Annotated in this window: 10 protein-coding genes; 3 read left to right on the top strand and 7 right to left on the bottom strand. The window is 43.6% G+C overall.

Translation table 11 applies throughout. From position 1 onward, the window contains the following. Window positions 1-145: 145 nt before the first annotated feature. From ACRBG0_RS22510 to ACRBG0_RS22500, 3 genes are all read right to left on the bottom strand, one after another. Window positions 146-2,224 carry an alpha-ketoacid dehydrogenase subunit alpha/beta gene (locus ACRBG0_RS22510; RefSeq protein ID WP_431489097.1) on the bottom strand — a complete coding sequence of 693 codons (2,079 nt, stop codon included), beginning with the start codon at window positions 2,222-2,224 and terminating at the stop codon, window positions 146-148. 132 nt (window positions 2,225-2,356) lie between these two features. Beyond that, window positions 2,357-2,605 carry a hypothetical protein gene (locus ACRBG0_RS22505; protein WP_431489096.1) on the bottom strand — a complete coding sequence of 83 codons (249 nt, stop codon included), beginning with the start codon at window positions 2,603-2,605 and terminating at the stop codon, window positions 2,357-2,359. 21 nt (window positions 2,606-2,626) lie between these two features. Further along, window positions 2,627-3,397 carry an enoyl-CoA hydratase/isomerase family protein gene (locus ACRBG0_RS22500; protein ID WP_431489095.1) on the bottom strand — a complete coding sequence of 257 codons (771 nt, stop codon included), beginning with the start codon at window positions 3,395-3,397 and terminating at the stop codon, window positions 2,627-2,629. A gap of 172 nt (window positions 3,398-3,569) precedes the next feature. Here ACRBG0_RS22500 and ACRBG0_RS22495 point away from each other — a divergent pair, with 172 nt between their 5' ends. Further along, complete coding sequence (locus ACRBG0_RS22495) at window positions 3,570-3,740, top strand: hypothetical protein (RefSeq protein WP_431489094.1); 171 nt, start codon at window positions 3,570-3,572, stop codon at window positions 3,738-3,740. Here ACRBG0_RS22495 and ACRBG0_RS22490 read toward each other — a convergent pair. The 4 genes from ACRBG0_RS22490 to ACRBG0_RS22475 all read right to left on the bottom strand — a co-directional run bounded on the left by ACRBG0_RS22490 (window position 3,737) and on the right by ACRBG0_RS22475 (window position 12,395). Further along, on the bottom strand, window positions 3,737-4,528 hold the full coding sequence (locus ACRBG0_RS22490) for an Fpg/Nei family DNA glycosylase (RefSeq protein WP_431489093.1): 792 nt from the start codon (window positions 4,526-4,528) through the stop codon (window positions 3,737-3,739). The two genes, ACRBG0_RS22495 and ACRBG0_RS22490, sit on opposite strands and share 4 nt — an antisense overlap. Before the next feature lie 368 nt (window positions 4,529-4,896). Further along, window positions 4,897-8,988, bottom strand: coding sequence for an AAA family ATPase (locus ACRBG0_RS22485; protein ID WP_431489092.1), 4,092 nt, complete (start codon window positions 8,986-8,988; stop codon window positions 4,897-4,899). 931 nt (window positions 8,989-9,919) lie between these two features. Further along, a complete protein-coding gene (locus ACRBG0_RS22480; protein WP_431489091.1) occupies window positions 9,920-11,443 on the bottom strand; it encodes a bifunctional metallophosphatase/5'-nucleotidase in 1,524 nt (507 codons plus the stop codon). Window positions 11,444-11,660: 217 nt separating this feature from the next. Further along, entirely contained in the window at window positions 11,661-12,395 is a 735-nt protein-coding gene (locus ACRBG0_RS22475) for a TIGR00730 family Rossman fold protein (protein ID WP_431489090.1), read from the bottom strand. Between the two features lie 247 nt (window positions 12,396-12,642). Here ACRBG0_RS22475 and ACRBG0_RS22470 point away from each other — a divergent pair, with 247 nt between their 5' ends. Together ACRBG0_RS22470 and metG are read left to right on the top strand one after the other, a co-directional pair. Then, window positions 12,643-13,866 (top strand): DUF3298 domain-containing protein, encoded by a 1,224-nt coding sequence (locus ACRBG0_RS22470; RefSeq protein ID WP_431489089.1) that lies wholly within the window; start codon window positions 12,643-12,645, stop codon window positions 13,864-13,866. 87 nt (window positions 13,867-13,953) lie between these two features. Next, complete coding sequence (gene metG / locus ACRBG0_RS22465; protein ID WP_431489088.1) at window positions 13,954-16,065, top strand: methionine--tRNA ligase; 2,112 nt, start codon at window positions 13,954-13,956, stop codon at window positions 16,063-16,065. Window positions 16,066-16,422 lie beyond the last annotated feature (357 nt).

The following is a 16,422-nucleotide window of genomic DNA, read 5'->3' as shown; positions in this document are numbered from 1 at the left end:
TCGGCACCGGGCTGTTCGCTGCTCCGTAAAGTCGGGTTTCAAACCCGACTTTACGGGGCGCTACCATCCCATTGTCCTTGCGCCGTCCCGGCCCCGAGCTTCGGCCTGCTGGCCTGCGCACTGACATTAGGTCCTTCCTGTTTGCCTAATACGCCAACAGTCCAGCAATTTTATCTACTACTTTTTCAGTATTGGGAAGCATTGTTGCTTCTAAGGTACTGTTGAGGGGAATAGCAGGCATATCTACGGAGCCCATCGTCATCACAGGTGCATCCAACTGCTCAAAGCAATGTTCCTGAATACGAGCAGCAATACTTTGGGCGAAGGTATTATTGACTGGCTCTTCGGTCAATACGAGAATCTTGCTGTGACGGCGCGCTGCGGCATAGATGTATTCCTCATCAAGGGGGGCTAAGGTGCGCAAGTCTACAATTTCTACTTGGCCTGGGAATTTTTTTGCAGCATTTAAAGCCCAATGAACACCCATGCCATAGGTGACTACAGCTACAGAATTACCTTTTTCAAGTGCTACATCATCTGCTTTTAATGGTGAAGCTGCTTTCCCGAACGGAAGGATATAATCAGCAGCAGGTTCAACGGTACGTGCTGCTTCTGTACCAGGGACTTTCGACCAGTAGAGGCCTTTGTGTTCCAGCATCACCACCGGATTGGGGTCGTAGTAAGCGGCCTTCATCAAGCCTTTGAGGTCTGCACCATTACTGGGGTAGGCAATTTTGATACCACGTATATTGGTTAGCACCGACTCTACACTAGAGCTGTGGTAAGGGCCACCACTGCCATAGGCACCAATAGGCACCCGCAGTACCATACTCACTGGCCACTTACCATTAGACAGGTAACAAGACCGACTGACTTCCGTAAAGAGCTGGTTAAGGCCCGGCCAGATATAATCAGCAAACTGTACTTCTACAAAAGGCTTTAGGCCCACAGCAGACATACCAACGGTGCTGCCCACGATGAATGCTTCTTGAATTGGTGTATTGAAGACGCGTTCGTCGCCAAATTTCTGCGCGAGGGTAGCCGCTTCGCGGAAGACTCCTCCCAAGCGAGCGCCTACATCCTGGCCATACAATAGGCATTCAGGGTGTTCTTTCATCAACTCTTCCACGGCGTGCAGGGCACTATCCACCATTACAGTAGGGCTGCTTTCTGAGGGTTGCCGTTCGCCACGTTCTTCTTCAATAGGGGTAGGCGCAAAATCGTGGGTGTAAAGATCTTCGGGGCGAGGGTCTTCAGCGGCCTTTGCGCGTTCAAAATCGGCAGCGACGAGCACTTTGGCCTCCTGCTCGATGGTGTTGATTGTTTTTTCAGTAATGCCAGCATTAAGTAAATACTGCCGCAGCTTGGGGTAAGGGTCTCGTGTTTGCTGTTCTTCAAGATCGTCACGGTACCATTCTTTGCGTACGCCACTGGTGTGGTGATTCAGTAAAGGAACGGAAGCATGAACAAGAAAAGGGCGTCGCTCTGTACGGACAGTTTTGATGACTTTTTCCAGCGCAAGGTAACTTTCTGCAAAATTACTGCCATCCACTCGCACTACTTCCAGGCCATGGAAGCCCGCAGCATAATCGGCGGCATCCTGGGCTCGGGTTTCTTCCGCATTGGCGGAAATATCCCACCCATTGTCTTGCACCAGGTAGATAATAGGCAGCTGCCGTAGGGCGGCCATCTGAAAAGCCTCTGCAACCTCTCCTTCTGTAACACTGGCATCACCGAGTGAACAGACGGCTATCGGAGCGGTATTCTTTCTCCACTTTTGTAAGTTTGTCTGCTCCTGATATTGAAAACCCAAGGCAACGCCGGTCATGGGGATTGCCTGCATTCCTGTAGCAGACGACTGATGGGGAATTTTAGGAAACCCCTCCCGCCGTAGGCTGGGATGACAATAATAGCTGCGACCCCCAGAAAAAGGGTCGTCCCGCTTTGCCATCAGCTGTAGCATGAGTTCGTAAGGTTCCATACCAATGCCCAAAAGCATCGCATCGTCACGGTAGTAAGGACCTAGATAGTCCTGCTCCTTTAACTGTAAGCCCATTGCCAGTTGTATAGCTTCATGCCCACGGCTGGTAGCGTGTACATATTTAGAGACGAACTTGAAGTTGTCTTCATAAAGCTCGGTCAGCGATTTGGCAATGGCCATCTTGCGAAAGGCTTCTTTTAAATCTTTGGTTTTGATAGTGGTGGAAGTCTTTGGTTGGACCATGGTTAAGGAAAATATGCTTGGTTAGGAACAGCACAAAAATGAATGCTCAACTTATTTTTGTGCGCTATACCCATTGTATGGGCAAATGAAAAATCATTGGTGTAACAATGGGAGCAGGTAATTTGATCAACCTCACTGGGGTAATTTTGGGAGTTTCTCTAGAAGCAGTTGATATTGCAGTTGGTTAAAAGGAGTGTCTCCTAAAATAGAATCTGCCATCTGGTGGGCCATCACGCCTGCCATCATGGATTTAGCTTCTTTCTGCGTATAGCCCATTTTTACGAGCCGCCAGAGGGTGTTCTGAACAAAAGGGGGCTTGCCGCTTGTCAGTTGCTCTTCCACAGTATTTAAAAAAACCTTTAGCAAATTATCTTTGGACATCGATCGGAGGGAACTTACGCTCTATTTATTCTTAAAAGCGGCAATTGCATTCCTGGTAAAGTCTGACAGTACCAGCTCTCCACTTATTGCAGCGCGGGTGTCCAGTAGTTCATTCCAGTTTTCGGTACCTTCCCAGCTGATTCTTTTAAGCTCCTTCATTGCCTCAGGGCTTGATTGAGCGAGTTGCTGAGCGAGCTTAAGCACAGCAGCATCTAGCTCTTCAATGTTGGGGAATACTTCGGCAAACAAGCCTTTTTCGCGTGCCCATTCTGCTGTTTGAAAAGCCGTAGCGTTGATGGCCAGTTGCTGAAAGGCGCTCTGTCCAACTTTACGTGCAACAGCAGGGCCGACGACGAAGGGTCCAATACCGATGGCCAATTCACTCAGTTTTACGGCAGCAAAAGTAGTGGCCAGACAATAATCCGTTGCCGCTGCAAGTCCTACACCTCCACCAATCGTCTTTCCTTGGACACTACCAATGACAAATTTGGGGCATTCCCGCAAGGCATTAATAACTTGTGCGAAACCGAGAAAAAATTCCTTGCCAGCGGCAAAATCGCTGATTGCCATCAATTCATCAAAACTGGCACCAGCACAAAAAGTACGGTTGCCACCACTTTTGAGAATGATTACCCGGCATTCGGTATTGGTGCCAGCTTGGCGGATAGCATCACGCAACTGCGCCAATAAACGCCCCGGAAGGCTGTTATGCGCAGGGTGCGAAAAAGTGATAATAGCTACCCCTTCTTCAAGCTGCGTATCGATCTGTCCTAAAAGTGTTTTGTCTTCCATACGAATGAATGTTCGTTCGCAAAGGTAGAAAAATCCCAGCAGGTTTTATACCCGTTAATTGGATGATGATTTCGTTAAAAAGTCTTAAAAACGCGTTAGGGAAGGATTAAAGGGGAGGAAAGGGAGTACCAAAAGTGACCTGAGAACGTCAATAGCTACAAATCACAGAGCAATGCGTAAACTTCTTGACACTTTCGTTTTGGTATGTTTGTTGGTAGGCCCAGCCTTGGTACTTACTTGCGTACGTCAACCAGCTACGGAGCAAACGGCTGAAGAGCAAACGGTAACGGAAGAAGAAGAGCTTGCTGATTTGTATGTACTCAATGAATATCCGCGGCCTTAATACTTCCGTTGCCAAGGCTTTGCCCAGTATGTTGTTCTCCCCGCAATTTTTCCACTTTCTACTTTACTTTTTCCGTCAGGTGCCAAATGGCCATCGAAGCGCCATTTATTCCAAAACCAATCTTCTTCGTATTGTTTGTAATAAGGAGCTTTCTCTACGGCTTCGTGGAGGACTTCCTGTGTTTTAGCAAAGATTTCTTTCCGCTTTTTCAATGGGATTTTAGCTACGGTACTCGCGGGATGAACCCTGGTTTGGAACAGAACCTCATCCGCATAGAGGTTGCCCACACCAGCCAGGTTTGATTGATCCAAAAGGAAAGCCTTGATATTGGTTTTCTTGCCTTTCATTGCTGTCAGGAACTCGGTTTCACCAATGACCAGCGCATCCGGCCCCAATTTCTTTTCAATGATAAATGCGTCCCGATCTTCGAGGTAATTGATACGGGCAAACTTCCGCATGTCTTCAAACCCCAGACGATTTCCGTCCTGAAAGACAAAAGCGAAACGCTCAAAACGAGGGCGATCTTCCTCCTCTTGATAAAGTTTAAGGTCTCCCGTCATTCCGAAATGAAGCAAAACACTATGGCCGTTATCGAGATCAGCAAAAAGATATTTACCTCGCCGGATGGAACTAACGAAAGTGCGCCCGGCCAGCTTTTCTGCAAAAGTAGCCCCGTCAGAACTGCGGATAATCTTGTCATCAGAGACATCTACCTGCATGATGGTTTGTTGCAAGGCAGCTGCATCAAAATATTGCTTAAAGGTGTTGACCTCGGGGAGTTCGGGCATGGGGTTTGTATTTAAGAAAAGTAACAGAAGGAGACACAATGTAGTTCAGGCTGGACTTTCTGTTAAGTGATGGAGTATAGTCCTCCAACCCAGGATTTGTGAATTTTGACGTGCTCTTTTCCCGCCTCGCAGCGTTGAAAAGCCTCGCCAACGCGCTGCGTTTTCTGCTTTACGGGGCGAAAAATAGAGGCGTCATTTTTTTATAAAGCCTGTGCAACAGACTGAGGGCAACTTTACCGAGCAATCTAGCTTGTCAAGAGCGCTAAAAACTGTCGCGTCAGATAAAGCATTAGATTGGGCAGCGTACATATTATATTTATAGGATATGTTGTTAATATCTTCTAGCAGAAATAATTTCAACCCATTTTTTAATGCCGATCATGAGAGGCTACCATTCTTTCGCCCCAATACACTTCCATCTGAAGAAGATCGTCGATAATATTAAGGTATCTTTGTCTTAGTTCTGGGTCATACTCTGATGCAGCATATCCATTCTTGATCAGTTCTTCGAGTGACGAAAGGTTTCCGTGGGTGGTGAACTGATTGAAATTTTCTACCTCTTTCAAGTCAACGATCATTTTTTCTGCACAGAGAATAACATACTCGCTTACGTTGACCGTTGCATTTTTGAGTAAATCTAAAAAATAGGCCATATCATCTAAAGATGCATTTGATGATATATAAGCCTCTATCAAGTCTATATGCTTATATACTTGATTAACTGGGATTTGTCCAAAAACGACTGATGCGTTTTTACGAACGGTTTCGTCTCTATCATTAAAAAAACGTTTCAAGTGTTCAACTGCTTTATCTTGAAATTCTACTTCTGAGAACCATTGTGCAGCTACTTCAGCAGCTATTCTTCGGTGCTCATCACTGATATCTAGTAACATCTCGTAAAGCCCCTCATATTCTTCTTGTTCGTACCTCATGACAAATATTACCCAAGCTCCAATTAATCGAGCTTTTTTGTCTCTAGATCGTATCAGAATATCTATCAAATTATTACTGAGAACTGGAGTCAAAGGTAAAAGATGTCTTAATAGCTTAACACCATTAAAAGATGTCAAAATAATAACTTCATCTTCTTCGCTTTTACTTTGCTTAACGAGATCATGAAAACATTCCGCACATTTCTTTTTACTATGGTTGTAAACAGGAAGAAGCAATTCAAGTATCGTGCAACGAACGCTCGTTGATGTCTCTTTATCAATCCGATTCAAGATGAACTTTTCGACCTGTGCCGAATATTTTGGAAACTTCCAATATACTTGAGTCAATGCTCTTACGGCGGCCCCTCGTACAGAATTCATACCTGGAATAGATGCCCGTTGCATATATCTTGTAAAATCCTGGATACCGCTTACTTCTTCATCTTTCTTTTCATCCTCATCTTTGGTGAATATATCTTCGTCATTTACTGTTTCATTAACCCCATAATCAATAAGTATTTTAAGGTATTTTTTTTCTTCACAAACGAGAGGATATTGAGCAATGATATTGCATATTTCTTTCCCAAAGGGTCGATCAGGGTAATCTTCTGCACAATCAATAATGAGTTTGATGTTTTCCAACTTACATCCTTTGCTCTGACCTATACCGTACAATATTTTACTTGGATACAATGTATTTGTGCCATGAGAAAGTGCCCGAAATACATGAACAAAGCGATCAGGGCTTTCCTTTGTACATTCTCCTAATACATTGCTTAATTCTTCTACTCCTCCATTATCATGTCTACCTCTCCAATCTCTATGATTTTGATATTTTTCAATTGCTTTAAGCCATTGCTGATTTGTCATGAATCGAGCATGTTTAATAGGTATCGGAGAATAAATACCTCTGATGACAACTGATTTACTAGGGGATGCGATTTCTTCATTAATAAATTTCCTCCTCAATTCTTTCAATAAGCGTTTCAAAGAGAAAGGTATATGGTCAATGCCTATTTCTTCTAGGATACACCACTGCTCAAACCCTGACCGCTTCAGTTGGTCTAGAGCCCATTTTTTATAATTCTCACCAATGTTTTCATTTAGTATTTTTTTTATATCATCTAGTTCTGGCCTGTAAGTAGCTATCTTCTTTTCAATGAATCCTCTTTCTTCATCATTAGTATAAGGTAAGATCGACTTGGCTGCTCTTGCAAACGAACGCCATTCTACACCTTTATTGCCTGCTGACATTACTCCTTCATACTCAGTTAAAGTCAGAAAGTGATCTTTGAAAAATTCTGGATTACCAACAACTGTTTCGAGGTGAAGATGTAAATATAATTTATGCCTATTGGGTTCAAGTTGTATCAAGTATTCTATTGCTAACTCAGGGGCAGATTCCGCTATATCCAATAAAGCCTCTTTCAATATAATAACTAAGCGATCGTCACCTACTCGGCTACCGACCTCAAAGGAAGAAAATGTAGTGTCCCAATTATTTTTATTGATGATGTCTATGGAATAATCCAATGTTTGTAATATACCCAAAATAAATTCTGAAGGACTCCTTTTTGCTCCTTGGGATAGAGTGTGTAAATCTCGTTCAAGTGTCGAGTTATAATAGAAAGGTTGTTTGCCAGGATGAGCTTTAAACCAACATTTGAAATAAGATTTTAGAATATTTGCTCCATTACCTAAGTCTCCTGTCGCCCATGAATGCAAGATAAAGTCTCTTCTATGCATGGTTTTATCAGCAAATAATCCTTCAGGTACGGAATCAAGCAGGTCACAACATAAACTTCCGATAGGTTTAGCCTTGTCACCCATATCTTTTGCTCTTATGAAAGAGATTCTGTTTAACAACTCCGAAGCGCGACGGGAATCTTTCCCCCACCAAAGCCTTAGCACGTCAGTAACACCTTGCGGTCTTTCATGCGCAATCTGTAATAACCATCGTAATACGAGATTTCTTTTTCCTTCATCTTTACCATTCAAAATAGTCAGTAGCCAGCTTGACTTAGAATGAATATCAAACCAGCCCGCCGATCCTAAAAGTATTGAGCGTGCCAAAGGAGAAAACCCACCTTTTTCAGATTGAAACTCATAAGCAAAATCACACTCCTGTTCTGAAGGATCAGTAAGTGTTCCTAACCACTTTGCAACGGCAATTCTTATATGATAGCGGACATCAAAACTAAATAACTTCTTTAGCTCTCGAAGGTACCTGAGTCGATCATGCTGCCGCAAAACTTCTAGGATTTGGCGAACCTGTGTTCTACGAAAAAGATGTTGCTCCTCAGAGCTAATAAGCTCAAAAATCGACTTGTTAGAGTTTAGAAAATTTCTTGCATAAACGTAATCGAAAAAACTTTCGTGAAAGAAGTTAACTTCTTTATCAGTGACTACTATTAAGCTTTCTGATCCTAGTATATTTATTGCTTGAGGATAGTTATCCAGCATCGATATTGGAGCACTGAGTTTTTGATGTTCACTCATCCATGTTGACACATGAATAAGAGGCTGCATTAATGACCACTGACAACTGTGCTGTACTAAATCGTTAGACTTTTTCTTTATCAGCTCATCAAATAGGTCATCACGATTTTTAAATTTGAGTGATATGTCCCCTATTTCTAAAAACAAAGCGAGATTCAAAGGAAGCTTTAACAAGTCTTTTTGACTTTTACTAAAAGTGCCTGTATTGACTCCTCTACGTTCCAGAATGGGTATTACATCCTTCTCAAAATCTAGTAAATCGACTTTTATCCTGAGTACTATATCTTTTTGTGCAAGAGTTCTAAAACGAGCATCATTTTCCAAATCAAAATCTCGGCATACATAGATAATCTTCGTTGTTAACTCATGTATACCATCAAGGAATTCTAGTATTGCGTTTTTCGTAGCACCGTTTCTTCCTGATATTTCACTAACCGCATCAACTTGGTCAACAATGAGAACACCCGGCTTATCTTCCGATACTCCCTGTAAAGTGATGACTGGACTTTCATTTCTGTCTAAAAGTTTAGAGCAAATTTCTTCAGGAGTACTACAATTCAGATAATGGTCGACCCTGAAAGCTAAATGGATGCACTTAGTGCTTTGCAAGTGTTCAATTACCCCTCTAATAATGCCGGACTTCCCACACCCAGCAACTCCAGTTAAGAGAATTATTTGTTTGCCACTTTCATCATCTATTTCCTTTATGATAGAGGCCGTTTCTCTTCTAATGATTTTTTCGCCACCAACGCCAAAAGGTATGTAGGTACTTAGATAGCGTTTATTCTGCTTTCTTATGGTTGCTTTTAAAGTAGGGTCTAATTGCCAGTTTCTAAATCCAAATTTCTTATCACTTAAAGCATTCCGTAGAAATTCCGTATCTAAAGGTTGGTTGATATTTTCTTCTAAAAAGTCTCGTAGAAATGGAAATATCTTGTGTTGATTTTTTGAAAACAATAGGTTTATGAGTGTCCTATTACCAGCCTCGATTTCACTTTGCGGCCACACTTGAAAACGTACTCTCTTCAATCGCTGGTATGTCTTGTCGTTATTAGCCACCCAAGCATCAGAAATGTCAGCAACCCATTTCCTTTGTTGTTCAGGAAGGGATTCTATATATTCATTTGAAGAAGTTGCTGTACGAGCTTTTTTAGATAGAATGGCAAANNCCGAAACAAAAATACAATAACAGTTTGAGTCAGCATCAAGCCGTTCAGCAAAAGCTTGTAGAACTCCTTCGTTCTCTAACTTTCTGATTGTCCAGTTTCCAGAAGATGAGGTTATCTTTGTTTGATACCATCGAGTTTCAGAACCCTTACCTGTAGCAAATTCGAATCCTTTGTATTCATCAGGGATACCTTCGAAGCGTATCCAGTCAAGGTTTTCTCCGGAAAGAACATGTAAGGCTTTATTTGCCAGTAATATAGCCTCATACCTGTTTCCTAGCTTATCGGCTATTCCACCTGCATACATAAGTTTTCTGCGTGTTTATGAAATCGTAAAGCAATTCTCATTTACTGAAAGATAATAATAATGCATAGTTTTTTACGGAAGAACATTCAAAGTATATATCTTATTGTTAATGCGTTTTCTACAGCGTGAAATATATCTCCCAACCTTATATAACTCGAGACTTAAAAAGCATAGATAGATACACTTGCCGAGATAGAACAGTTAAGCAGTAGCCGGACGTTTACGTTGCTCTGATATCATTGAGGGTACTTTGGGGCGCTAAAAAAGAAAAGCATGTATAAAAGTCATTAGTGCCGATGTATTCAGTACAATCGCAAAACAGATGCTATCTTTGTCCAAGAGGTCATGATCAATATCCAGCAAGCTGAGCTAGAACAGTGATAACAGGAAAACATCTGCGAAAATCGATACCATTTGCTCAGATATATGAATCGTGAGTTAAAATCCGTCGCATGAGAAAGGCTGAGGGTTGGCAATCCACCCTCTTTTACATCCCCCCCATATACCAAATCACCATATCCCGGATATCATTTTTCACGGTCTCACCATTGGCAGTAAACTCTTCTAGCTTATCGTAAGTGTACTCGCTGAGGAAATCGAGATTAGCTTCGAATCCTTTAGCCATGAATTCAGGAAGAACAACTATGTAGGTTTTGGTGTTATCCAGCGGGTTTCCGTTTACGATCCACTTATTGCCTTTCTTTTCGGCTTGGTAACGTTGGAGATAGCCGCCTTCCCCCCTGTTGGTAGTTTCGCCGGTATTGAGCAGGCGGGCCAGTTGATCACCTTTCATACTCAGTCGCACCATTGGCCCTCCGTAGGGAAATGAGCGTAGTACATCGTAGGCAGTAACAGCTCCTGAGAGGTTGTCATCTAGCCGGAGTGATCCGCTGTTGAAGGCGTACACATCAGCCCCTGGCCAGGCTTTGGCGATGGCTTGGTTGGTAAGGAGCCCATAATTGGTCTGGCTGGTACGGGTAGCGGCTTCTGTACCATTGAGTGGCGTAGCCAAGGTGGTCAATTCCGCAGTGGCATCGTATCCCATCTGGCTGATGAGGTCTCCGATTTTAGCCTGCCATTTGCCAACCACAGCGGCGGTAGCAGGATCTTCGGGAGTTGATTCATCGATAGGGACGAGTTCCGAAAACAACTGTGTTACCTTACTGTCGGGATAGTAGGTGAAGCGGTGGATGTATACCGTTTTGGCATTGGCATCCGCTTTGGTGATGGCGGTTTGTCCTACGTAGCGGCTGAGATTTTCATGTTCATGGCCTCCCATAAATAGTGGCAAGCCAGGTACCGCAGCAGCCAGCGCTTCGTCGCCATCGACGCTTAGGTGGGTTAGTCCAATAACGATATCAGTTTCTTGTCTGGCAGTCTTTACGGCAGCTGCAAAAGTAGCTTCAACGTCTTTGTAACCTACATAAGGTGGTTTCGCAAAAGGAAGTACTACACCTACAATTCCTAATTTGTAAGTAGTACCATTTTGTTCAAAAGTGAAGGTGCTGAACTCAGGAACAGAGACGCCATTTTGCTGAAATGGTCGTTGCTGCTCTCCGTCTACACAATAGGCATTGGTAGACATGTACTCGAACTCACTTTGGTCAAGGCGTTTCTCAAGAAGTTCAGCATTCTTAAGGTCAAACTCGTGGTTGCCAAAGGTTGCATAATCAAGCCCCATTGCGTTGAGGGCCTCTACCATTTGGAGGCCAGCAATACGTTCGCCGTTGTCTAGTTTTAGCGTTCCCATGAAAGAGGGACTTAGAAAATCACCTGCTAATACCGCAATGGTGTTGGGGTTTTCGGCCTCTAATTGTCGGAGTAAACCTGCTACCCTGGCTAATCCGCCAACCTTACCACCTTCCAGCGGGGCGATTTCGTAAACGTCATTGATTTGTAGAATTACAAATTCTACCGGCGGGGTTGATTGGGTTGTGGCGGTTTGCGTTGTCGTACAACCAAATAAGAGGGAGCCAATGAGTAATAGGAAAAAAAGCGTTTGTTTATACATCGTTTCAGGAGTTATTTTACCCAAAAGTAAAACCTCTTCTCTATTATCTCTATACGCTTATGCGTTTTAAGCCAAATCTTCTTCTAATTTTAATAACAACTATGCTTTTTCTGGTAGTATTTTTGAGCAATGAAGTAACCGTAAATTACCACATGAAGTCTATTGTAAAGACAATTAGAGTAGGTCTGTTACAATGAACCTCATGTGGTTGAATAAATTACAACTCGTAATTTGGCCGGAGCTCCTTCGCTCTGACTTCATAGAACTCGTTGATGATTTGGATAATATCCTCTGGAGTGTCTACAACAGGAATAAGGTCCAGATCTTTAGGGCTGATGTTTCCTGCCTTATCCAGCATACTGGTTTTTATCCATTCTTTGAGGCCTCCCCAGAATTCAGAGCCTACCAAAATAACAGGTACGGGCGTTATTTTTCCGGTTTGTACTAAAGTGAGGACCTCAAAAAGTTCATCCAACGTACCAAAACCGCCGGGGAGGGCGATAAAGGCCTGCGCAAATTTTACAAACATTACCTTTCTGACAAAGAAGTACTTGAAGTTGATGTCTTTATCATGATCGACATAGGGGTTAGATCCTTGTTCGAATGGAAGGTGAATATTGAGACCTACCGACTTCCCGCCGTTGAGGTGAGCGCCTTTGTTGCCGGCTTCCATGATGCCAGGGCCACCGCCGGTAATAACGCCGTAACCTTCTTCCGTGAGGTGTTGGGCAATTTGTACCGCAAGTTTGTAATAAGGATGATCAGGTTTGGTACGAGCAGAACCGAAGATACTTACACAAGGACCTACCAGATTGAGTGTTTCGAAACCTTGAACAAACTCTGAAACTACTTTAAACATCGTCCAAGAATCTTCCCCTTTGATCTGGTCACTCCATTTTTTCATGTTGTGGTGTTTGGGGCGTAGATGGTTTTTATTTTCTTTTGTTTCCATTGGTATAGTTTTAAAAAGCTTTGGGATATTTTTAATTGGATCATTAAGGGTTAGGAACAACAGAGAGAAGACTCAGTTTGTTTTTGTGCAATACTTAATGACCACCCGAAACTTGTGATTTTTTTTGCAAAAAGCTCGTTAAGGTAAAGAATTTCAAGAAAAAAGGCAGTACTCGAACAAAATAGACGCCAAAAAGGATCATCCTTAGTGGAGGGATGTTAATTTTGCGACAAAATTGATGATACGTATGATTCGCTGTAGGAACTGGACGTTGCTGGGAAGTTTATTGGTATTACTTATAAGTAGTGCTTGCCAGTCGGATTCTCCTGCAAGTGAAGAAAATCTTCAAGCAGAGGAGCGAGCTTTACAACCTCAGCAATCGAACCGTTATTATCACCTTCAAGGGTCTTTGGGAGATTTAGCAATCAGTATGGAGTTGCAAGAGGAAAGTAACTACCAGGGGCGAAATGGGCGATTTTTTCGCGGATTTTATCGTTACGATAATTACGGCGGCCCTATTGGTATTTATGGCAACCTGGAAAATGGCAACCGCCTTATTCTTACCGAGCAAGGTTCCTGGGATGGTGACCCTCACTTGTTTCAGGGGCGTTGGGAAGAAGATGGCGACTTTTCGGGTCTTTGGCAGCACAGCAATGGCAAAGATGTTTATGATTTTCGATTGCAAAAAAGTGCCAATGCCGTTCCTCTGGAGGGATATTGGATACAAGATTCACTGATTGCTTTCCCACAGTGGGAGGCATCACCTGTTCTTTCTTATTCGCTAGAGTGGCTGGATGTTGGAGAAGGGAAAATGCCGGAAAAACAGCGTGGTTTTTTGAGAGAGCAGATCGCACGAGGAATGTTGGAAGGCAGTGCACCAGGTGATCCTAATGATCTATTGGCGAAACTCACGGAGGAGAGGAACACCTTGTATTCGGACTTCAGGGAAGAAATGGCCTCGATGACAGAAGCAGGAATTATTGATTCTCTTGCGGATCCAGATATGTTTTTGAGCTTCCATTATTCTTACAATACTTCGGTGCAGGTTTATTATAATGCCCCCGAGTTGCTGACGCTGGGTTTTACGGATTATTCCTATACGGGAGGTGCGCACGGCATGTATGCGACCATTGTTTCCAGCTATGACCTAAAGAATAAAAAGGTGCTCAAGTTGAGCGATATTCTGCTTCCTGGTTATGTAGAAGCGGTAAGCAAAGCATTGGCAAAAGCGGTGCGAACAAAGTATAACCTGGGAGCTTCTGCACCCCTCAATACCTTTCTTTTTGAAGAAGAGATTGCACCTAATGAAAATTATGGCTTTACAGATAAGGGAGTGTTTTTTGTTTACGCACCTTACGAAATTGCGCCTTATGCAGCGGGCGAGATTGAGCTTTTTGTTTCTTTCGAAAAAATAAAGGAATTTGTAAACCCCGCATGGCTTACAGAAGAGGAAGTAGAAAAAGAGGAATGACAAGCTTTTAAGGAAACTTTTTTAGACCTGCAATCATTAGTTTAACTTACGGGATTTAGTCCTTTGTATTCAAATTTTAATAATTCTATGAATCGTTATCTCATTACCTCGGCTTTACCTTATGCCAACGGCCCCTTACATCTTGGGCACTTGGCCGGAGCCTATCTGCCTGCTGACATCTACGTTCGTTATTTACGGGCGATGGGCAAAGACGTGGTATGGGTGTGTGGTAGTGATGAACACGGCGCAGCCATCACGATTCGCGCCAAGAAAGAAGGAATTTCTCCTCGTGAAATTATTGATAAATACCACAATCTGAATAAGGGCACTTTTGGTGACCTGGGGATTTCTTTTGACTATTATCACCGGACGAGCGATCCATTGCATCACGAGACGGCGCAGGAGTTTTTTCTCAAGCTTAATGAGCAGGGGGGGCAGTTTGAAACCAGAGAGCAGGAGCAGTATTATGATGAGGAATTCGACCAGTTTTTGGCGGATCGCTATATCAAAGGCACCTGTCCCAAGTGTGGCCACGCAGAGGCTTACGGCGACCAGTGTGAGAATTGTGGCTCCGACTTGTCACCCCTGGAACTGATCAATCCGCTGTCGACCCTTAGTGGCAAGCAGCCTATTCTGCGGAAGACGAAACACTGGTATTTCAAGTTGGATGAGCACAATGAGTGGCTCAAGGAATGGATTGAAAAAGGTACCCTAGATGGTAAGCAGCTACATGATCCTAAGACTTGGAAGAAGCATGTAGTAGGCCAATGTTTGAGTTGGCTCAACGAAGGGCTGCAGCCCCGTGCGATTACGCGCGACCTGGATTGGGGAATCAAATTGCCTATTGAAGGGGCTGAAGGCAAGGTTCTTTATGTATGGTTTGATGCGCCTATTGGGTACATTTCGAGCACCCGCCAGTGGGCCAAAGAGAACGGCAAAGACTGGGAAACTTATTGGAAAGGAGACGATACACAGCTGATTCACTTCATTGGCAAGGATAATATTGTCTTCCATTGTATCATCTTCCCTGCGATGCTTAAAGCGCACGGTGACTACAATCTCCCCATCAATGTACCGGCTAACTCCTTCCTGAATTTTGAAGGACAGAAATTCAGCAAAAGCCGTGGTTGGGGCATAGAGCAGCATGAGTACCTTGAAGAGTTTAAGGATTTCCCCAATGCGGTCGATGCTTTGCGTTGGGCCCTTGTTCGCAATATGCCCGAAACCAGAGATGCTGACTTCAAGTGGGATGAGTTTGTTGATTTTCATGACAAAGAACTGGCAGATAAGCTAGGGAACTTTATTAATCGGGTAGTTGTGCTAACGCATAAATACTTTGATGGGAAGGTACCCGCTACAGATACCGATATCAATGCTATTCTGGCACCAGTTAAGGCTTTTACTGATCAGCTGGTAGCAGATATTGAAGGATTCAGCTTCAAGCAGGCCGCTTTTAATGTGGTGGAAATTGCCAGCTGGGGTAATACTTACCTCCAGGATGCTGCTCCCTGGACCTTGGCTAAGGAAAATAAGGATGATCCGCGTATTGCAGAGGTAATGAATGTTAGTCTTCAGGTAACTGCATTGATCGCTCAACTCATTGAGCCTTTCTTGCCCTTTATTGCCCCTAAACTGCGGGCACTTGTAGGACAAGCGCCTACAAAGCCTGGCGAACTACAGGAGACGCTCAATAAATTGGCCAAGGGAGAGTGGTTACTGGAACCAGGGCAGCAGATTGGCCAGTCTGACGTTTTATTCCCAAAAATTATTGACCGTAAGGACGATAGCCGTAAACAAATCATTGATCGGCAGAAAGCAAAGCTGGAAGCCATCCTCTCTGAGGAGAAAGGCCCTGAACGCCCACCCGTAAAAGAAGAGATCACTTTTGATGACTTCACCAAGTTGGATTTGCGGACAGCTACCATCAAGGCAGCAGCTCCCGTGCCTAAGGCGGATAAATTGCTGCAATTAACTCTCGATTTAGGGTTTGAAGAGCGGACTGTGCTGTCGGGTATTGCCGAACATTACAAACCCACCGATATCATCGGCAAGCAGGTGGTAATGGTTGCTAATCTTGCTCCTCGTAAAATGAGGGGTATCCTTAGCCAGGGGATGGTCTTGATGGCGGAGGATGAAACCGGTAAGCTGGTATTCGTAAGCCCACCTGCCGGATTTGGCGATGGTTGGGTAGTGAGGTAGTTTTTTTGAACCATATGAGGCTAGTCTAGTAGGGGAATTCACGAAATTTACCCGATATGTGGATTTTGAACCACCAAAGGCACCAAGGAAATGGTTATGCAAAATAAAAAGGATAGGACGCAAGTCCTATCCTTTTTTATGTGGTTCTATAGAGAAGAGAAGGCATGATGCACATAGTTGTATGGCCTAAACCATCTAACAATCAACCATCTAACCAAAAATTACCTCCGTTTTCCTTTCTTCTGTTTTGGGAAACCGAATTTCTTTTCTTTCCTCTTTTTGAAAGAACCCTTCTTGGAGAAGCTGCGGTCTTTCTTGGGGCCGCGATCACGGCGACCACCGCCGCCACCACCACCA

Source organism: Lewinella sp. (assembly GCF_050633125.1).
GTDB lineage: Bacteria > Bacteroidota > Bacteroidia > Chitinophagales > Saprospiraceae > Lewinella.
This window is presented reverse-complemented; position numbering and strand designations above follow the sequence as displayed.